Origin of the sequence: Roseibium sp. Sym1 (assembly GCF_027359675.1) — a bacterium.
In the GTDB taxonomy this organism is placed as follows: Bacteria; Pseudomonadota; Alphaproteobacteria; order Rhizobiales; family Stappiaceae; genus Roseibium.
Map to the genome: position 1 here is coordinate 1,265,618 of NZ_CP114786.1, position 19,624 is coordinate 1,285,241.

A 19,624-nucleotide genomic window follows, 5' to 3' on the forward strand; every position below is an offset into this window, starting at 1 on the left:
ATCAGCGGAGATTGGCCTTGAATGAGAGCCTGAAACCACTCTGGCTTGAGGGAATGTTTCTCCGGCCGCAGCATCTGCAACAGCATGATCGCTGGGTCGAGGCCACGCTCGAGCAGCGCGTCCTGGATCTGCAGCCCTATTCCTGGGGCCTGCGCAGCATCGAGATCGATACGGACTCGCTCGCCATCGGCCAGTTTCACGTGACCGCGGCCGATGCGGTCCTGCCCGACGGCACCGTGTTTTCAACCGCCAAGAACGGCACGATCGCAAGCGCGCGCCAGGTCACCGTCGACGACCAGGGCAAGAAGGTCTATCTCGCGCTGCCGCTGAAATCCGCCGGCCAGCTGGAACTCGGCGAAACCGAAAAGGAACTGCGCCGCTATTCCAAGCGCGCCACCAATGCACGCAACACCAACGAAGGCGACAAGCCCGAAGCCAACATCGCCGTTGGCGCACTGACGGCCAGGCTCGTCCTGGAAGGCGACAGCCTGGATGAAACCGCGCATCTGCCGATCGCGGAAATCGACACGGTCTCCACCCAGGGCGAGGTCAAGCTGTCGGAGACGTTCATCCCCCCTATCCTGACGGCCGGCGCCAACGCCCATCTGATCTCGCTGGTCGACCAGGTGCGCAGCCTCTTGCGCAAGCGTGGCGAGATGCTGGCATCCAACACGTCCGGCCAGGGCGAGACGACCCGATCCGGGATCGTCGACCTGATGGCGCTGAGCGTCACCAACCACTACGAGGTGATGTTCGGCCATATCGCGGCCTCCGGGCGCCATGCCCCGGAACAGGTTTACCGGGACTTCATCGGCCTGATCGGCGCCTTCGCGGCCTTCGGCGCGGACAACCGGCGGCCGCCGGAGCTGCCGGCCTATGACCATCTCGACTTGCGCCTGACCTTCCAGAGGCTGGTGTCCATCCTGGAAGGCCTGCTCAGCTTCGTGGTCGAGCAGAATGCGGTCAATATTCCGCTCAGCAAGCGCGACTACGGCGTCTGGCTCGGTGAGACCAGCAACAAGATGGTCTATTCCGAAGGCCGGTCCTTCATCCTGATCGCCCATGCCAATGTCAGCCTGGAGGTTCTGCGCACCCAGATGCCGATCCAGATCAAGGTCGGCCCTGTCGAGAAAATCCGCGAGCTCGTGAACCTGCAGCTGCCCGGTGTCGCGATCACGCCCCTGTCGGTCGCGCCCCGGCAGATTCCCTACGTGCAGAATGCCGTCTATTTCGAACTGGACGTGGAAAACGAACTCTGGCCGCAAATGCAGAGCTCGGCGGCCTTCGCGCTCCACCTAAGCGGGGATTATCCGGGCCTTGGCCTTGAATTGTGGGCCGTTCACAAAGGACAATAGTCCGAATCATGACGGATGATGACCTTGACCAGCCAACCGTAGCTCAGAGATTGAGCCCTCGAGCCCGGACTTCAATGGCCGAGGCACAGGGATCGGCTGGCCATGAGGAGGACGAACCGACCGTCGCCTTTGTCTCTCCGGCCGCAGGTCCGGCCGCTCCGCCGGCGGCGGGTCAAAGGCAGAACGGCGGGTCCGGCAACCTGCAATCCGCGTCCGGCATCGTCCGGCAACTGGAAACCGATCCGGAACGGATCATCGTCCGCGCGGCCACGCCCCTGCTGCTGATCATTTCCCAATTGCGCAATTCCATCGAGCAGGCCGACGTGCATGCCCTTCGCCAGGAGGTCGTCGACGAGATCGACCGGTTCGAGCAGCTGGCGCAGCGCAACGGCGTTCAGGCGGGCGATATCATCGCGGCGCGCTACATCCTGTGCTCCACCATCGACGAAACCGTGCTGATGACCCCCTGGGGCAGCCGCAGCGAATGGAGTTCCAATTCGCTGCTCAACCAGTTTCACAACGAAACATGGGGCGGCGAGAAGGTCTTCAGCATCCTCGACCGGATCCGCGGCGACGCCAGGAACAAGCTGCCGCTGCTCATTCTTGTCCATACCTGCCTGATGCTCGGCTTCGAAGGCCGTTACCGGGTGCTGGAAGGCGGCCGGAACCAGCTCGAGGATCTGCGAAACGAACTGTCGCGCCTGATCCGGCGCAACAGCAACCTTCCTTCGGACGAACCGCTGTCAAAGAACGCCAAGGGAGCGCAAAAGGGCAAGAATGTTCGGACCCTGCCGCCATTCTGGATCCTGATGGCCATCGGCCTGCTGTTTGCGCTTGTGTTTCGCCTCTATGTCGGATCCTACCTTGACGGTGAACTTGTGCCGGCACTCACTTCCATCGATTCACTGAACAGGTCCTAGGGGAGAGCGATGTTCCGCACCTATTTCGCTTCCCTGTTCCGGCTGGCTCCGCTCTTCGTCCTGCTGGTCCTGATCCTGATCTCGGTCGCCGTCCTGCTTGTGGGGGACCTCCTCACGATCGCCGGGGTCACCCCGTTTGAAAAACTGGCGCCGCGCGTCATCGTGGCCGTCGTCCTCATCCTCGGCTTCTTTGTCATCACCTTCCTGCGTCACCTGCTGACCCGGCGGGCGAATGCCAAGCTGATCAATTCGATGCTCGCCAATGACGAACTCGTCTCCATGGGCGGCGACATGTCCGCGGACGAGGTCGAGCTGATCCGGGAACGGTTCGAAAGCGCCCTGACGACCCTGCGCGACAATCCGGTCGAGGGCGCCGGGTCGAGGAACTACCTGTTCGAGCTGCCCTGGTACATCATCATCGGCCCGCCGGGGACCGGCAAGACGACCATCCTGCGCAATTCCGGACTGGACTTCCCGCTGGCCGAAGGCGGGCACGAGGCGATCCAGGGTGTTGGCGGCACGCGCAATTGCGACTGGTGGATCTCGAACGAATCCGTCCTGATCGATACGGCCGGGCGCTACACCACCCAGGACGTCAACCAGGGCATCGATTCGGCGGCCTGGAACGGCTTTCTCGAGCTGCTGCTGAAACACCGCCAGCGCCGCCCGATCAACGGGGTCCTGCTGGCCGTCAGCATCGAGGATGTTGCTCTGGCCAGCGAGGCGGAGCGCAAGCAGCAGTCGGAGATCCTGCGGCAGCGGCTGCGCGAGCTGCATCGGGCATTCGGCCTGCGCCTGCCGGTCTACCTGATGTTCACCAAATGCGACCTGATCGCCGGGTTCGACGAGTATTTCGACACGCTCCGGGAGGCCGACCGCCAGCAGGTCTGGGGTGTCACCTTTCCGTTTGACGAACAGCAGGTCACCGTCGGCCCCGCTTTCGAGACCGGCTTTGTCGACCTCGTGGCCCGCCTGGAACGCCATCTGCCCGAAAAGCTCTCCGAGGAACGCAACAACGGCCGGCGCTGCCGCATCTTCGGATTTCCGCATGAGTTCGGCAGCCTCGGCAGCGTCCTCAGGGATTTCGTGACCGATGTGTTCCGGCCGACCCGCTACGAGGCCCAGCCGCTGCTGCGCGGGGTCTACTTCACCTCCGGCACGCAGGAAGGCACGCCGTTTGACCGACTGCTGGGCGCCATGGGGCGCAGCTTCTCACTGGCCGCAAGCCAGCAGCCGCCCCTCAGCGGCCAGTCGAAGGCCTATTTCATCAAGAAGCTGCTCACGGACATCGTCTTTCCCGAGCAGAACCTGATCGGCAAGAACCGCAAGCTGGAGCGGCGGCTGGCCGCGTTCTATGGCGGTGCGATCGTGGCGCTCGGCGCGTTTGTCGTCGGCCTGATCCTCTATTGGTCCGCCGGCCTCAGCCAGGCCATCAATGTCGCGGAAGGTGCCACGAAAAACGCCGACAAGGTGCGCATTCTCAAGGCGGAGGCAGACCAGAACAGGTCGTTGGTCAACCTGCTGCCGACGCTCGACGCCGCCAGGGAAATGCGGGACGAGATCGAACAGGACTCCGGCTGGCTGACATCGACACCGGTCAGCATCGAGGCCCAGTCCGTGCTCTATCCGGCGGCGGAACGGACCTACGACAACCTGCTCAAGGAATATCTGCTTCCGTCGATCAGCTCGCGGCTCGAAGCCCAGATCCAGCTTGTTTCAACGGCCTCCAACGGCAACAACGCCCTGCTCAGGGACCAGCTTCAAACCTACCTCATGCTGACCACCGGCGAGAACTACGATGCCAGCAAGGTCCGTGCCGCGCTGCGGGCGCAGAACGAGGCAACCTTTGTGCTCAAACCGCAGGACCGGGCGCAGATGCAGGTCCATATGGACAACCTGATGAAGCTGCTGCCGATAAAGGCCGCGCTCTCGCCCTCCGAACTGCCGATCCTGCAGCAGGCCCGCAACCGGATCCAGAAAGCGCCGCAGACCACCGACATCTACAACCGCATGGTCCAGGACGCGGCGCAGCGCTACCAGTTGCCACCGATCAACATCGTGCGCACGCTCGGCTCCACATCGCTCTACGTCGACACCGCCACGGCCGGTGGACGGTCGATCATACCGGGGCTCTACACCAAGAACGGCTTCTACAACTTCTTCCTGGCACGCCTGCCCGAATATATCCGCGATTCCATGGGCAGCGACTGGGTGCTCGGCAATTCCGTCAACCGGACCACCTACAACCAGGTCGCCAACAAGATCGTCAAGCAATATACCGACGACTACATCAAGGCCTGGAAGGAAGGCACCGCCCATATCCAGGTGGTGGAGATCGGCTCGCTCGGCCGGGCGCAGACCGTTCTGGAGGAACTGTCCTCGCCCAGCACGCCGCTGACCAACATTCTCAACATCCTGAGCGAAAACACCCAGCTGCCGCTGCCGGGGGACCAGCCAAGCCAGGCGGGTGCCGCCGCCAATGCCGCCGCGGGCGCGGCGGGTGCCGCGGCCGGCTCGGCCGGTGCCCAGGCGGCCGGTCCGGTCAGTGGCCTGGTGGACTCCGCGAAACAGGCCTCAGCCAAGGCCGCTGTCGAAGCCGCCTTCGGCGACAGTCCCTGGCCGGGCGTCGCCATCGGGGACGCATTCAAACCGCTGACCAACCTGGTCGACCCGAACAGCACGAATTCGCTCGACAAGGTGTTGCAGCTGTTCGGCGACCTTTACGGCAACATCGCCGGCATCAATTCGGCCCCGGACCCCAGCAAGGCCGCGTTTGATTCCGTCAAGAAGCGTATCGAGAACCCGCAGAGCGACAGCTTTTCCTCGCTGCAGGCGGAGGCGGCCACCAAGCCGGAACCTGTCCGTTCCCTGGTGCTGTCGATCGTGAACAACACGCGCGGCCTGCTCAACAAGTCGGCCTATGTCTACATCAACCGGACCTGGCAGAACGAAGTCGTGCCCTCCTGCACAAGCATCATGGCGGGCCGCTACCCGTTCTTCCAGGACGCCAAGGACGACATCACCCTGCAGGACTTCACCGACCTGCTCGGCCCGGCCGGCGTTGTCGACAAGTTCTTCACCGACTACGTCTCGCCCTTCGTCAATGTGCGTGGACGCCAGCTTGTCGAGATCGACAACCAGGGTGCAAATCTCGGCCTGTCCCAGGAAGGCCTGGCGCAACTCGCGACGGCGCAGACCATCCGGGACGCGTTCTTCCCGAAAGGCGCTTCGAGCCCGGAGGCCAAGTTCACCATCCGGCCGAGCCTTTTGGATCCGGGCGCGCTCAAATCGACGCTGAAGATCGACGACACAACCATCACCTATCGTCACGGGCCGGTCCGGGGCACCGATTTCTCCTGGCCCAGCCAGGCGGACGGCAGCAGCGCGGAGCTGTCGATCACCCTGCTGGACAATTCGAGCAACACGGAAAAGAAAAGCGGCACCTGGGCCATATTCCGGCTCCTGACCGAATCCCGATTGTCCTCCGTGCGCGGCCGTGACCAATTCGTGTTCGGCATTTCGAAGGACAAGTCCAAGGCCAATTTCGCGCTGAATGCCGGCAGTGTGACCAATCCGTTCAACCTGGGTCTCTACACGGCCTTCCGCTGCCCGCCTTCGCTTTAGAACGCATCATGGCCAGTCACCCCGGCGGATATTTCGGAAAGCGTCCTCATGAGCGGGACTTTGTCTTCGACGGCCTGACGGCCGGCATGACGGATGCCTGGGCCGGACTGATCTCGGATTGGGTCACAAGCATCCGCAACGACCTGCCGCAGACCTGGCAGCAGCTCTATTTCGAGGCACCCGCCTGGCGCTTCGCCATCGAGCCGGGGCTGTTTGGTCAATCAGGCTGGTGTGGCCTCCTGTCCGCCTCCGCCGACGCGCTCGGCCGGTGCTTTCCGCTGACCGTGCTCATACCCCTGGAGGAAACGGTCCATCACCTGGTGTTCCGGGCCGCGGTGGAAATCACACTCGACGCGCTGGAGATGCAGACCATGGCCTTCATCGAGGGTCACCTGTCCCGCGAGGACTTCAACGACGTCATTGCCGAACAGGCCTCCCTTCTGGCCCGTGTGCCGGAAGGCGCCGGAGCGCACAAGCCCATGCAACTGGACCCGGACGCGATGGCGCTGAGGATCAGCTTCGCGCGTACTGACGGGGAGGCGATCATCGCGGACGACCCTCTCGTGTGTGCCGCCACTCAAGTCCCGGCACCCGAAGTGCCCCTGTCCTACTGGTGGCAGGACGGCGGTGCGACACGGCCGCCGGAGCTGTGTATCTGGAGAGGCTTGCCAAAGGGCCGCGAAACTGGTGGATTCTTTACCGGCGAATGGGAACGCTTCGGCTGGCGGCGTGGCCGGATCGATCCGGACCTGATCCTGCGGCCCTAGGTGACGGACAGGACCCTCAAGGGAGACCATGCTTGGAGACGTTGACCACTTTACCTGCCGTTCCTCTCTTAAGGTCCGAGGCTGTCACCCGTCAGGGCCCCAACCATCCGGTCAACCAGGACAGCCATTTCGCCGATCCTGCCTGTGGCCTGTTCACCATCGCGGACGGAATGGGCGGCCACAGGGCCGGTGATGCCGCCAGCCAGGCAACTGTCGGCGCCGTCGCACAGCTGGTCAACCTGCCGGAAACGAGCCATGACAACCAGCTGGCCGCGCTGGAAGCCGCAATTACCCAGGTCAACGGCGACCTGTACGCGGCTTATCTTGCCGCCCCCGATCAGGACATCTCCGGAACCACCAGTCTCAGCCTCCTCATCAGCGGCCCCTATGCCAGCTGCCTCTGGGCAGGGGATTCCCGGCTCTACCTGCTGCGCCAGCAGCATCTGTTCCTGATTTCCGAGGATCACGCGGACGCGGCCGGCCGGTTGACGGCCGCTGTCGGCATCGGTGACGCGCTCGATTTCGGTCGCAGAACCCTGGAACCGATGGCCGGGGACATCTTCATTCTTTGCACTGACGGCCTGTTGAAAGGCATGGACGAAACCACCCTGGCCAACATGGCCGCCGAGGGAACCTACGGATTGGCGGACAGGCTGATTGCCCGCTCCGTCGCCGGCGGGTCCAATGACGACATCACGGTCATTACGGTCTGGGCGGAAGCGGATGAATGACGCGGCCGAAACACGGGACGACGCCTCCCCCAAGGGGGCAACGGCAGCGGAGACCGCCGAAGTCGGCCCCGGCACCGTCCTGAAGGACAGGTTCCTGCTGTTGAAGGAAATCGGCAAGGGGGGCCTGTCAACGGTCTACAAGGCCCGCGACCTGGTGGCCGCCAAGGCCGGTCTCGCGGACCCGAACGTGGCCATCAAGGTCATGCGCGCGGCCCCGAATGTCGATCCGGACGTCATCGCGCTAATGCACAGGGAAGCCCGCCGCCTCAGGGATCTGGTCCATCCGAACATCGTGCGCGTCTACGACATGGACCGGCAGGACGACATTCACTTCATGGTCATGGAACTGCTGGAGGGGCAGACCTTGTCGCAGCTTCTGCGCAAGGCGCCCGGCCAGTGCCTGCCGCCCGCTCAGCTTGCCCGCCTTGTGACCGATCTGTCTGCGGCGCTGTCATGCGCCCACGCCAGCGGCATCATCCACGCGGACCTGAAACCCGGCAACGTCTTCGTGAAAAACAACGGCGAAGCCAAACTGATCGACTTCAACATTGCCTACCCGATCGCGCGGCCGATCAAGACCCGTGAAGAGGACACGGTGGTCATTCTCGCCCGGTTCGGCGCGGTGACACCGGCCTATGCCTCGCCGCAACGCCTGAAAGGGGCCGAGCCCTGCGAGGCGGACGACGTTTATTCGCTCAGTGTGATCACCTATCTGGCCCTGTGCGGCCAGCGCCCCTATGGCAAGGCAAACGCAATCGAAGCCGAAAAGGAAGGCCTGAAGGCGGCACGCCCCGACGGCCTGTCATGGATGCGCTGGCGGGCGCTCAGGGCCGGTCTCTCGCTTGACGACGACGGCCGGACGACGTCCGCGCGGCGCTTTGCCGAGGGGTTCTGTTCTCCCTCTCCTATGACGCTTGCCAGACACATGCTGAGCGACTTCTTCGATGCACCCGATCCTCCGCCGCGGGACGTCCCGCAGACGGACCCGGCCCAGGCAGAGACAGGGCAGACGGCAACGGGCCGGCAGCCCGCCGCCCCGGACGATCAGCCACCCGACGCGGGCAAATAGAAGGCATGCTGCTGGCCCGCCGCCCAGCCGGCGCGCACGACGGCGGAGACGCCGATCAGATCCTGGTCCTCCGCATCCACACGCCTGACCTCGAAGACGACCTGACCGGACAGCGACCTGCTCAGCTCGTCGAGATGACGGGTGACCGCGCTTTCCCGTTCCTCCGCGCTCTGGCCGGCCGTCACCGCGCCGCCCAGGGCCTCCTGGAACAGCGAAAACAGGCGGGACACGAGAAGGGCCTGATCCAGCGATCCCCGGCCTTCCTTGCCCGGCTTGACGGTCACGCCGCGCCGGAACACGAGGTCGGTCCGGTTTGCGACGCCTTCCAGGACATTGATGCCGCACTGGGCCAGTGACGGCGCCAGTCCATGACCTGCCAGAAACCGTGTCGCCGTGGCCACGACACGTCCCATGGAGCTGGCCTCGGCCACTTCCAGCGCATCGAAATCGACGGGTGTGCCCACGGGCAGGCGCGGGAACACTTCGGAGCCGAGCTGGTGAAGGATCTGGGCGAGCGCAATCCAGGCTCCTGGCGCGAACAGGGCCGGAAAGCCCTCGCCCGCCGCGCTCAGGCGCGCCTCGTTCCAGAACAGCGCCACATGGGACGCGCGATCGCTTTCGCGCAATCCCTGAAACGTCTCGAAGCCCGGTTCGTCCAGAAGCTGGTGCGCAGCCTCCAGGCCACCGACCTTTTCACCGGGAACGCCGGCGAACTCCGCAGCAAGGTTCAGCAGGCCAACAGTGTCGCTGTCGGCACATTCGCCGGCCAGGACCTTGACCTTCTCCGCGTCCGCGCTGGCAACCCCGGTCTGGTTTGCAAACAGGACAATGTCGTAGAGCTCGGCCTGCAAGGCCCCTGACGGTCCGCCGAGCAGGTCCGACAGGCTCTCGCGGTCCAGGTCACAGTCGATTTGCAGCAGGTAGAGTTCGAGCGGCAGGCCCGTTTCAAGTTCGCTCAGCAGCAGTTTCAGGCTGTGCCAGTTCTGCAGCACCGTGTGCAGCTTGCCCTGGGAGAAGAACAAGGCTGCCTGGGCCGCCTTGAGAGCCGCGACGGGAGACGCTGCCTCCGCTGCGGCCGGCTTGGAGTAGGTCGCCTTTTCCTCGCGCAGCGTGTTCTGGATGAAGGCATCAACGGCCGCCTTCGCCTTGCTGCTGCTGCTGCTGCCGGACGGTTCGGATTTGTCCCCGGTCATGTCGATCATGGAAAACAGCGAATCCAGTCCGTCTGTCCCGCCCCCTTCCGGCTTGGGCGCGCCGCTGTCGTAGTCCGGAAGCGGTTCGGACGTTTCCGGAGCCGCCGGACGTCCGGCCGAGCGCAGCGTTTCCAGAGCCTTGTCGTAGCGCTGGCCCTGCGCGGCGAGACGGTCCGGATCCTCACCGGCCGCGTCCAGGTCCTGAACAAACCGGAACCCGCTCAGGATCCTTGCCGGGCGCAGGTCCTTCAGGCTTGAAAAGGATATGCTCTCCTCGATCGCGGAGGGATGCGAGCCGAGCAGATTTTCGGCCGTCACGCTGAAGGCCGGCTTGTTCGGCTCAAGGATCTCGGCCGTGTCCAGCCCGGTGATGTTGAGCGCGGCGCCGCGCGAGGCCAGGCCGAAATCACCCGCGATCAGCACGCGGAAGGGCGGTGCCGGCGACACGGGCGTGGACTGCGGGCCTTCCTTGCCCAAACCAATTGAGAAACTTGCGATTCCACCCTTGTTTTCGTCCTGCCCGCTCATGTCGGTCACCCCCGGTTGATTACGGTGAGGTCTGCTTCGATCGACAGGAATGCCAGGGTGGCCCTGTCGATCACGATTTTTCCGTCAACCTCGTAGCCGGTCTTCCGGTCGGCCGCGTGCCCGGAGACACTGAACACGAGGGCGCTGCGCGTATTGACGGATGCGAGCCCGACCGGTGTCACGGTCAGGTCGATGGTCAGCGGTTCGCCGGTGCACATGGTTTCCTGGGAGCGGCCCAGGCGCGTGGCGGAGCTGTTGCCTTCGGCGTAGACCTGTGGCGAGCGCGTCCTCAAATAGTCATAGACGCAACTGCGCAACGCATCGGGTTCCCGTTGGGCCGGTTTCCAGGTTGCCATTCAAATCCTCATCATTCCAAGGACCGGTCGACGAGCCGCCGGTCGTTTCCGTGACGGACAGTCAGGCCCGCCAAACCCGTTTCCCGCTCAAGGCGTCGCTTACGCGGACCCGTCGCTGATCTGGAACACGACCCCGGAAGCCGTTTTGGTGCGATGGGCGACATTCTGGTTGCTCGATGTCACCGGGTTCATCTGTTCTCCGTTGGACACGGCCCCCAGCACCACCGGACGATCCGGATCGCCCTGGAGGAACCCGATCAGCACTTCGGTTCCCTTGAGCAAGGTGGAATGTGACCCATAGCCGTCGCCGCCGCCATAAGGTTCCATCTTGCGCACCTCATGGCTGGCCTTGCCGTTCAACAGACCGCTTTCCTCGTCCAGTATCCGGACCTTGTAACGTCCGTAGTCATCCAGTTCGGCACGGCTGCCGTCGGACTCGCCGTCGATAAAGGCGACCATGTAACCGGAAATGACCGGCTTCGGTGTCGCCACGGGCGGGCGGTAGCCCTTGTCGAACGGCACGCAGACGAAACGGTTGATGTAGGGGGCCGGCTCCCTGCCGGTCGAACTGAACCCGATCGGCGTCGACACCGTGCAGGCATGTTCGGCCGAGATGACGATGTAAAGGCCGTCCAGATCCGAGATCGGATGATCCTTGAGCTGGAAGAACAGGCCGGGGCGGAGGTTGGGTATGTTGCATTCGCCGAAAAATTGCAGGCGCTCGCCCTCGACCTGGTCGACCCGGCGCTTGGCGATGAACTGGCCGTCGGACACGGTCGGGTAGTTTTCTCCGTAGAGCGTCGTCACGCCCTGCCCGGTGAAAGACGTGTTCTCCGAGACCGACAGGGACACCTTGGGCGTGATTTCATTGTATTCGCGCAACGCGACCGTGCCGCTCATGGTCTCGTAGTTCGCGTTGAAGGACCAGACACCGAACGTATCGGTTCCCATGACCTGGTTCTTGCTGCGGTAGGGCAGCTCATCGGTAATCTGGTTGCCGCTCAGCTTGGTGAAATGTTCCTTGCGGTCGCCGAAGATGACCTTCTCCCTGTCGCCGGACTGGTCGAAGGCAAAATAGATGCCGAACCGCTCGCACATGCGGCAGATGAAGTTGAGATCGCTTTCCCGGTACTGAAACACGAAATCGAGCTTCGGGTAGTCGGAGGAGGACACCAGCAGCTCGGACTGGATCTGTCTGGCCACGCGGTCGGAGGCGGTGTTCGAATCGGACTTGTTGGCATCCGACAGCTCCGCCTGGATGATGTCGACGACGGTGACATCCTTGTCGGTGCCATATACCTGGTTCTGCGCGCTGTGCCGCAGCATCGCCAGTTCCGGTTCTATGACCACCGAGTAGCTGAATTCCCGGTTGGGTGTCGGATCACCGGTGCGGGCACTGCCGATCACGCCTGCAACCTCCAGGTTTTCCCCGGCACGCTCCAGTTTGAGACGCGCGGTTTTTCCAAGCAGGCTCTCCAGATCGATCGGCTTCTTGGACAAGAGGGAAATGTCGAACCGATAGGTTTGTCCGAGAGCCTCCCGGCCGGTCATGCTTTCGACATAGATTTCCTCGCCGGGATCCCCCGGCAGTTCAATTGTCATGTAGCCATGCGATGTATCAGCGCTCATTGGGAATTCCTCCTGGGCAGGCCTGACCGGAATGTATCTGACGGCAGTCTAGCGATCCTTGCCAGACAAGTGTGACGCTTCGGCAATACCGGCTCCCGATCCTTCTGGTACCCGACAATTGGGCGAGGCCGTGTGCCGGGTCAATTCTCCAGTTTCTTCACAGCAGCTCCAACGACAGCCGCATATGGGCCATCTTGCCGTTAATTTCCGGCAATTTCACCCCGCCTGGACCAGCTTTCCCTGCCCTCCTTGCGATCTTTGTGATGCAGATCACACAAGTTGCGTAGAGTCTTTTGCGCACTCCAGGGGAAACTGTGAAGTTTTCTGCACAGTGTCACATTTTAACGATTGTCCAGTTAACCATCCAACTTTCTGTTTGGACAGTGTTTTCCCGAAATCCGCCGACTTGGCACGGTGCTTGCCATTCAGTCGGCAGCCGGCGGCGATCTGCACCGGCGGATCGAATGTCCCGGATTTTTTTTCAAGTGAGGGTATCATGTCCAACATCGCATATATCACCGTCAAGGGCGCAACCCAGGGCGACATCACCTCTGACGCAACCACCGCCGACAGCATCGGCAACCTGTGGCAGGAAGGCCATGAGGGCCAGTCCCTGGTCTACCACTTCGAGCAGAACGCCGTCGTGCCGCGGGATCCGCAGTCCGGCTCCATCATCGCCACCCGGCGCCACATGCCGACCACCTTCATGAAGCCGGTCGACAAGGCCACCCCGCTGTTGTGGCAGGCACTGGCCACCGGCGAGGCCCTGGAAATCGAGGTGCATTTCTGGCGCACCGCCACCACGGGCGTGCAGGAGCACTACTTCACCATCAAGTTCACCGACGCGGTCCTGGTCGAAGGCAAGACGATCCTGCCGGACGTCAATGACGAAGCCAACGCGTCGCGCGGCGACACCGACAAGTGGTCGTTCACCTACCGCAAGGTCGACTGGACCCACGAAAAGGCCGGCACCAGCGCTTCCGACGACTACCGCGCTCCGGTCACCTGATCGCGACAAGCCGGTTGAAATGCGAACCGCTTCGGTATGTCCGGGGCGGTTCGTTTTTGTTTTATCAATGTTTTTCGGGCAAACGAATGTCTTGAAAACAAGAATGCCTGTCATGAATTCAGTTTAAGACCATCATGGAGGGCACAAGTTTCAAGACATGGGGTGGCCTCTTGATTGACCTCGATCTCCGCCGTTTGATCGGTCGTTTGAACAACTATTCACGCCGGTCACTGGAAGGCGCCGCAGGGCTGGCGGTCACACGGGGACATTTCGAGGTCACGATCGAGCATCTTCTGCATGTCTTTGCGGAAGACAGTCAGCACGATCTGCAGAGCGCCTGCCGTCACTTCGAAATCGATCCGGCTCCCTTCAAAAAAGCACTCGATTCAACCCTGGAAGGCCTCAAACGCGGCAACCAGGGCCGGCCCGCCTTTTCACCGCTCCTGATTGAATGGATTTCGGATGCCTGGCTGGTCAGCTCCGTCGAGCTGGACCTTGACCAGGTGCGGTCCGGCAGCCTGCTGGCCACGGTCTTCGCCAAGCCCAACCGGTTCGGCGACGAGCGCTGGCTCGGCCTTCTGGACGCCATGTCCTTTGCCGAGTTGAAGAAGCACTTCAAGGACATCGTCAGCCAGTCCGAGGAAACCACCGCGGGCCATGCCGCCCGTCCGGCGGTTTCCGGCGAAACCCCGGTGGACAAGAGGTCGGTGGCTCCGGGAATGGACCCCGACAGCGCTTTGGCCAGGTTCTGTACCAACTTCACCCAGCTGGCCCGCGACGGCAAGATCGACCAGGTGTTCTGCCGGGACCGGGAGATCCAGCAGATGATCGATGTGCTCGGCCGCAGGCGCAAGAACAACCCGATCTGCGTCGGCGAGGCCGGTGTCGGCAAGACAGCGGTGGTCGAGGGGCTGGCACGCAAGATTGCCGAAAACGATGTGCCCGACCTTCTGAAGAATGTCGAGCTGATCGGGCTGGATCTCGGCATGTTGCAGGCCGGCGCCGGCGTCAAGGGCGAGTTCGAGAACCGCCTGAAAGGCATCATCGACGAGGTCAAGGGGTCCGCAAAGCCGATCATCCTGTTCATCGACGAAGCCCACATGCTGATCGGCGCCGGCGGCTCCGCCGGCGGCGGGGATGCCGCGAACCTTCTGAAACCGGCCCTTGCCCGGGGCGAGCTGCGCACGATCGCGGCCACCACATGGAGCGAATACAAGAAATATATCGAAAAGGACCCGGCCCTGGAGCGCCGCTTTCAACTGATCAAGCTGGACGAACCGGGTCCGGACCAGGCCATCACCATCATGCGCGGCCTGCGCGGCGCCTACGAAAAGAACCATGGCGTCTATATCCGGGACAACGCGGTCGTCGCCGCGGCCAAGCTGTCCGCGCGCTATATTTCCGGCCGCCAGCTGCCGGACAAGGCCGTCGACGTGCTCGACACCGCCTGTGCCCGGGTCAAGTTGTCCCTGTCGTCAAAGCCCTTCGTCATCGAACTGAAGGAAAAACGCCTCGGCGAACTGCAGCGCGCCCTGGACTCCCTGCGCCGGGACCACAAGGCCGATTTTTCCGCCGACGATCTGGAAGTTTCCGAAATCGAGCAGGACGTGGCCGACGCCGAAACAGCGATTGCGGAATTGACCGAGCGCTGGTCCCGCGAGAAGAAGCTGGTCGACCGGCTCCTGAAGATCCGCCACGAGCTTGGTCTCAGCCTGGAGCACGACAAGGCCCCGGAAGACACGGATGATGCCGGGGATGCCGAGCCGGACACCGCCACGACAGACGAAGCTGCCGCGGAAACGGAAGACACCACGGCGATCACCCCGGAAGACTACGCCAGGATCGCGGCCGACCTGAAGGCGGTTCAGAACGGAGATCCCCTGATCTCCTTCGAGGTCACCGAAGAGGCCATCGGACAGGTCATCTCGGACTGGACCGGCGTGCCGCTCGGCCGGATGGTCCAGGACGACGCGGACAGCGTCCTGTCTCTCGGCAACAAGCTGAAGGGCCGGGTGATCGGACAGGATCACGCCATCGATGCGGTCGACCAGGCGCTCAGGACCGCCAAGGCGGGCGTTCAGAACCCCGACGCGCCCATGGGAGTGTTCCTGTTTGTCGGTCCCTCCGGTGTCGGCAAGACCGAACTGGCGACGGCCATAGCCGACCAGCTGTTCGGCGGCGAACGCTTCCTCATCTCGATCAACATGTCGGAATTCCAGGAAAAGCATACCGTATCGAAGCTGGTTGGCTCGCCACCGGGCTATGTCGGTTACGGCGAAGGCGGTGCCCTGACCGAAGCCGTACGCCAGCGTCCCTATTCTGTCGTCCTCCTGGACGAGGTCGAAAAGGCGGACCTGGAAGTCATGAACCTGTTCTACCAGGTCTTCGACAAGGGTGTCCTGTCCGATGGCGAAGGCCGGCTGATCGATTTCAAGAACACGATCGTCGTCCTGACCAGCAACCTGGCAACGGATGTCCTGACCGAAATGGGCAGCTTGCCGGAACCTCCCGGCCGGGACGAAATGGTGGCCGGCTGCCGGCCCATCCTGAGCGCGCATTTCAAGCCGGCACTGCTGGCACGCATGCAGATCGTGCCGTTCTATCCGCTGATCGGCTCGCCGCTGGAAAAGATCGTCAGGTTGAAGCTGGACAAGATCGGCAAGCGTCTTCGGGAAAACCAGAAACTGGAGCTTGGATATTCCGACGGCGTGGTCCAGTCTATTGCGGCCCGATGCACGGAAGTGGAAACCGGTGCGCGCAACATCGATCACATTATCAACCGGACGGTATTGCCGGAACTTTCAACGGAACTCCTGACCCGGATGGGGGCGGAAGACGCCGATTTCAAGAAAATCGACATCGGCATGGGAGATGGCGGTGCATTCAGTTACGCTCTCTCCTGATCAGCGAATGGCATGAGGGGAAGTCGGCGGGAAACGGATCCGGCCCACTTTCGGGGAACGTCCACGAAAGACGGTTGCAGACGCTATGATTTTGGGTGACTTGATAGAACTGGCGGGTGCCATGACGGCAGGCGCCAAGGTTGAAGCGGCCATGGACCAGGTTATCGAGGCGGCCCTCAACCTGACCGGGGCCGAAGAAGCCTCCATTTTCATGCTGGACACGTTCGGCCAGTCTCTTCACCGTGCCTGCTCGCGCCACCGCGGCTATATCAAGGCAATGCCGACCGGCAGGCAGGTGGTCCTCTACGGACCCGACATGATGCCGAACCTGAAGGAACCGGCCGCCTTCGTGGTGTCCACGGGCACGACGCTGAACCTCGGCGATATCGACAAGGTGATCGGCTACGATTTCGACAGGATACGCGAGGAGGACAAGCTGGGCGGGCTGAAGACAACCGCCCTCGTGATCCTGCCGCTGACGATCCAGTCCAACCGCACCATCGGCATCCTGCAGGTCGTCAATCCCGGGGCCTCGCAACACTCCATTGCCGCCCTGTCCGAGACGGCCCTGACCGAGTTGCAGAGCCTTGCCGGGCTTGTCGCGCTCTACATGTGGAACGCGCGCCTCCTGGAAGACAACACCCGCCTGAAACGCCAGTTCGACCGGCATCTCGCGGAACTGCCGAAGCAGATCCGGAAGGTTCAGCCGAAAAAGGAAGCCGCGCCGCAAAGGCCGAAAGGCCTGATCGGCGAAAGCCCGCCCATCGAACACGCCATCAAGCTGGTCGGCAAGGCGGCGTGGTCCAACGTCCCCATCCTGGTGCGCGGCGAGACCGGCACCGGCAAGGAAATGATGGCGGCCTTCATCCACATGTCGAGTGACCGGGCCGACAAGCCCTTCGTGGTCCAGAACTGCGCCGCCCTGCCCGAAGCGCTTCTGGAGAGCGAGCTCTTCGGTCACGTCAAGGGCGCGTTCACGGGGGCCAACACAACCAAGCTCGGCCTCGCCCACGAAGCCAATGGCGGCACGCTGTTTCTTGACGAGATCGGGGACATGCCGCTTGCCCTGCAGGCCAAGGTCCTGCGGTTGCTGCAGGAAGGCGAAGTCCGGCGGGTGGGGTCGACAAAGACCGAGAAGGTGGATGTGCGCATCGTCGGCGCAACCAACATCAATCTTGAGGAAAAGATCGCCTCGGGCGAATTCCGCCAGGATCTTTTCTACCGGCTGAATGTCTTTCCCATCAACCTGCCGCCCCTGCGCGAACGGCCGTCCGACATTCCGTTGCTGATCGACTACTTTCTGCGCAGGGCCGCGGAAAAGTCCGGCCAGCAGGTGCCGGTGCTGGCCTCCGACGCCCTCGACGCACTGATGTGCTGGGGCTATCCGGGCAACGTGCGCGAATTGAAGAACATTCTGGACCGCGCCCGCCTGATGGCAGAGGACGGCTATCCGATCGAGCTGTCGCATCTGCCGCCTGAACTGGCAGGCACGCAACATGATCCGAGCAACCGCATGCCCGCCCTGATTCCCGAAGGCGACCTGAAGACCATTGTCGGGCATTACGAGGCCATGGTGATCGAGGCGAAAATGCGCGAGGCGAACTGGAACAAAACAAATGCAGCGCGCATACTGAATGTTAGTCGCCGGACCATTATTGATAAGCTCAACCGGTACAACATCACACGACCCGATGGTCTGGAACGCTCTTGAGGTCATCAGGGGCTGACAAGGCCACCGGCTGAGGAATACGGGGCCCTGCAGATTTGCCGACCGAGACGTCCTCCGCAGCACATGCCTTGATTGCCGACTTCGTGTCCGGACGGCTGTCCTATGACAAGTTGTCGAAGGAGTTGCGCGCGGCGGCCCGGCAGTCGGCCGCCGCGGCGAGATCGGCGCGGCAGACCATCCGGGACATCGTCATTGAAGGGCGCCTGCCCCCCGATCTGGGGCAGATCCTGCTCGGCCAGCTGCCCGCTGCCGGCGCGGACGAGGACGAGACGGGCGCGTACGGCACGGGCGATCCCGATCCGACCGAACCGGGCAGGCTGTCCGGCGCTCTCGCGGAAGATCCGGATGAGGAGGATTTCGAGGAACCAACGCTGCCGCACGGACTGAACCCGACCTGGTCAAGCGCTCCCTCTCCCTTCCCCGAGGGCGCTGCCGCCGGTTCCGTTGCACCGCCGCCGCCATCGCCGGACCTGCCGCCCCTTCCCCATTTCGGCCAGCCGGCGACAGATACCGGCAACGAGACACAGGACAAGGTCGATGACGCCATCCTGTCCTCGCTGGTTTCGGGATACTCGGACTACCGTGACCGTCGAACCGCGGTTTCAGGTGACGTGCCGCCCCCGGGCGAGGCGGACAGCGGCAAGCTGGACAAGTTCCTGACCGATTTCAAAAGCGCCCGGTTCCGCTCCGATGCCCGCAAGGTGTCCAGCGGTGCCCAGCGGGAGGGTCTCGACCTCAACAAGCTGGCCACACCCCAGCACAAGCGCGCCGGCGTCGGCTCGATCCTGCGCGACCGGTTCATTCTGGATTCCGAGATCGGCCGCGGCGGCATGGGTTACGTCTATTCGGCCGTCGACAGGCGCCGCCTGGAAGCCGGGCACGACCAGCCCTATGTGGCGATCAAGCTGCTCAACGAGAGCTTTCAGCACGATTCCGAAGCGCTCAGGCTGCTGGAAGCCGAAGCCCGCAAGTCACAGGCCCTCGCCCATCCCAACATCACCACGGTCCACGATTTCGACCGCGACAAGGCCGATGTCTTCATCGTCATGGAGCTCCTGCGCGGTGCCGGGCTCGACCGGCGGCTGGCGCAGACCATGGGACAACCGCTCTCGCCCGGAGAATGCGCGCGCGTCCTGAAGGGCACGTGCGCGGGCCTCGCCCACGCGCACAGCCGCGGTGTGGTGCATTCGGACCTGAAGCCCGGCAACATCTTTTTATTGTCGGACGGCACCATCAAACTGCTGGATTTCGGCTTGGCCGCGGCGGCCAGCGCCAGCGCAGGCCACCCGATCCAGGACAGCCTGACCGCGGCCTATGCCAGTCCCGAGCAGTTCGTGCGGGCGGAGCGGGACCCGCGTGACGACATCTTCGCGCTCGGCTGCATTGCCTACCAGGTGCTGACCGGGCGGCATCCCTTCCAGTCACAACCGATCGACCAGGCGGCCCGGGACGGCCTCAAGCCGGAACCCATCGAGGGTCTCGACCCGCAGGCCTGGGATACGATCAGGAAGGCGCTTGCCTTCGAACGCGATCAGCGCCTCGGCACCGTCGACGCGTTTCTGGCGGGGCTGTTCGAGGAGCAGGGTTAGGACACCTTCCGACCATTCTCACCTCACACACGACGTCATCCTGAGGAGGACCGCCAGGTCCGTCTCGAAGGATCCGCAACTAATACCAACCGCACTTAATAGGAACCCATCTGACCGCGTTTGGAGACTGTTCGGCAAGGAGCAGATTGCAGGGCGATACGGGGTATCGTCCAAAATCTGCGACGCGGCAGAACAGCCTCCAAACGCGGCCTTCGGTGGCCT

The 19,624-nt window shown here is 63.1% G+C and carries 13 protein-coding genes; 10 read left to right on the forward strand and 3 right to left on the reverse strand.

Annotated features, from left to right (window positions below; all coding sequences use genetic code 11):
* The first annotated feature begins 17 nt into the window (after window positions 1-17).
* The 6 genes from tssK to O6760_RS05775 all read left to right on the forward strand — a co-directional run bounded on the left by tssK (window position 18) and on the right by O6760_RS05775 (window position 8,466).
* Window positions 18-1,355 (forward strand): type VI secretion system baseplate subunit TssK, encoded by a 1,338-nt coding sequence (gene tssK / locus O6760_RS05750; protein ID WP_269584528.1) that lies wholly within the window; start codon window positions 18-20, stop codon window positions 1,353-1,355.
* 74 nt (window positions 1,356-1,429) lie between these two features.
* Window positions 1,430-2,275, forward strand: coding sequence for a type IVB secretion system protein IcmH/DotU (icmH, locus tag O6760_RS05755; protein ID WP_269584529.1), 846 nt, complete (start codon window positions 1,430-1,432; stop codon window positions 2,273-2,275).
* 9 nt (window positions 2,276-2,284) lie between these two features.
* Window positions 2,285-5,899: a type VI secretion system membrane subunit TssM gene (gene tssM, locus O6760_RS05760; protein ID WP_269584530.1), complete on the forward strand. Its 3,615-nt coding sequence runs from the start codon at window positions 2,285-2,287 to the stop codon at window positions 5,897-5,899.
* 8 nt (window positions 5,900-5,907) lie between these two features.
* Entirely contained in the window at window positions 5,908-6,666 is a 759-nt protein-coding gene (gene tagF, locus O6760_RS05765; RefSeq protein ID WP_269584531.1) for a type VI secretion system-associated protein TagF, read from the forward strand.
* 41 nt (window positions 6,667-6,707) lie between these two features.
* On the forward strand, window positions 6,708-7,397 hold the full coding sequence (locus O6760_RS05770; protein WP_269584532.1) for a PP2C family protein-serine/threonine phosphatase: 690 nt from the start codon (window positions 6,708-6,710) through the stop codon (window positions 7,395-7,397).
* Window positions 7,390-8,466, forward strand: coding sequence for a serine/threonine-protein kinase (locus O6760_RS05775; protein ID WP_269584533.1), 1,077 nt, complete (start codon window positions 7,390-7,392; stop codon window positions 8,464-8,466). The genes O6760_RS05770 and O6760_RS05775 overlap by 8 nt, the downstream gene beginning before the upstream one ends.
* Here O6760_RS05775 and O6760_RS05780 read toward each other — a convergent pair.
* From O6760_RS05780 to O6760_RS05790, 3 genes are all read right to left on the reverse strand, one after another.
* Complete coding sequence (locus tag O6760_RS05780; protein ID WP_269584534.1) at window positions 8,442-10,187, reverse strand: hypothetical protein; 1,746 nt, start codon at window positions 10,185-10,187, stop codon at window positions 8,442-8,444. The two genes, O6760_RS05775 and O6760_RS05780, sit on opposite strands and share 25 nt — an antisense overlap.
* A 5-nt stretch (window positions 10,188-10,192) precedes the next feature.
* Window positions 10,193-10,543 carry a hypothetical protein gene (locus O6760_RS05785; RefSeq protein ID WP_269584535.1) on the reverse strand — a complete coding sequence of 117 codons (351 nt, stop codon included), beginning with the start codon at window positions 10,541-10,543 and terminating at the stop codon, window positions 10,193-10,195.
* Window positions 10,544-10,642: 99 nt separating this feature from the next.
* A complete protein-coding gene (locus O6760_RS05790; RefSeq protein ID WP_269584536.1) occupies window positions 10,643-12,172 on the reverse strand; it encodes a type VI secretion system Vgr family protein in 1,530 nt (509 codons plus the stop codon).
* Window positions 12,173-12,668: 496 nt separating this feature from the next.
* Here O6760_RS05790 and O6760_RS05795 point away from each other — a divergent pair, with 496 nt between their 5' ends.
* The 4 genes from O6760_RS05795 to O6760_RS05810 all read left to right on the forward strand — a co-directional run bounded on the left by O6760_RS05795 (window position 12,669) and on the right by O6760_RS05810 (window position 19,402).
* The gene (locus O6760_RS05795) at window positions 12,669-13,181 is read left to right on the forward strand and encodes an Hcp family type VI secretion system effector (protein WP_269584537.1); all 513 of its coding nucleotides are present in this window, start codon (window positions 12,669-12,671) and stop codon (window positions 13,179-13,181) included.
* A gap of 134 nt (window positions 13,182-13,315) precedes the next feature.
* Window positions 13,316-16,084: a type VI secretion system ATPase TssH gene (gene tssH / locus O6760_RS05800; protein ID WP_269584538.1), complete on the forward strand. Its 2,769-nt coding sequence runs from the start codon at window positions 13,316-13,318 to the stop codon at window positions 16,082-16,084.
* Between the two features lie 91 nt (window positions 16,085-16,175).
* A complete protein-coding gene (locus tag O6760_RS05805; protein ID WP_269584539.1) occupies window positions 16,176-17,795 on the forward strand; it encodes a sigma-54-dependent Fis family transcriptional regulator in 1,620 nt (539 codons plus the stop codon).
* 53 nt (window positions 17,796-17,848) lie between these two features.
* Window positions 17,849-19,402, forward strand: coding sequence for a serine/threonine-protein kinase (locus tag O6760_RS05810; RefSeq protein WP_269584540.1), 1,554 nt, complete (start codon window positions 17,849-17,851; stop codon window positions 19,400-19,402).
* Window positions 19,403-19,624: the final 222 nt, after the last annotated feature.

Coding starts and splice junctions, on each gene's coding strand:
- icmH (WP_269584529.1), top strand. CDS start 1,430: ATGGCCGAGGCACAGGGATCGGCTGGCCATGAGGAGGACGAACCGACC.
- tssM (WP_269584530.1), top strand. CDS start 2,285: ATGTTCCGCACCTATTTCGCTTCCCTGTTCCGGCTGGCTCCGCTCTTC.
- tagF (WP_269584531.1), top strand. CDS start 5,908: ATGGCCAGTCACCCCGGCGGATATTTCGGAAAGCGTCCTCATGAGCGG.
- O6760_RS05775 (WP_269584533.1), top strand. CDS start 7,390: ATGAATGACGCGGCCGAAACACGGGACGACGCCTCCCCCAAGGGGGCA.
- O6760_RS05780 (WP_269584534.1), bottom strand. CDS start 10,187: ATGAGCGGGCAGGACGAAAACAAGGGTGGAATCGCAAGTTTCTCAATT.
- O6760_RS05785 (WP_269584535.1), bottom strand. CDS start 10,543: ATGGCAACCTGGAAACCGGCCCAACGGGAACCCGATGCGTTGCGCAGT.
- O6760_RS05790 (WP_269584536.1), bottom strand. CDS start 12,172: ATGAGCGCTGATACATCGCATGGCTACATGACAATTGAACTGCCGGGG.
- O6760_RS05795 (WP_269584537.1), top strand. CDS start 12,669: ATGTCCAACATCGCATATATCACCGTCAAGGGCGCAACCCAGGGCGAC.
- tssH (WP_269584538.1), top strand. CDS start 13,316: ATGGAGGGCACAAGTTTCAAGACATGGGGTGGCCTCTTGATTGACCTC.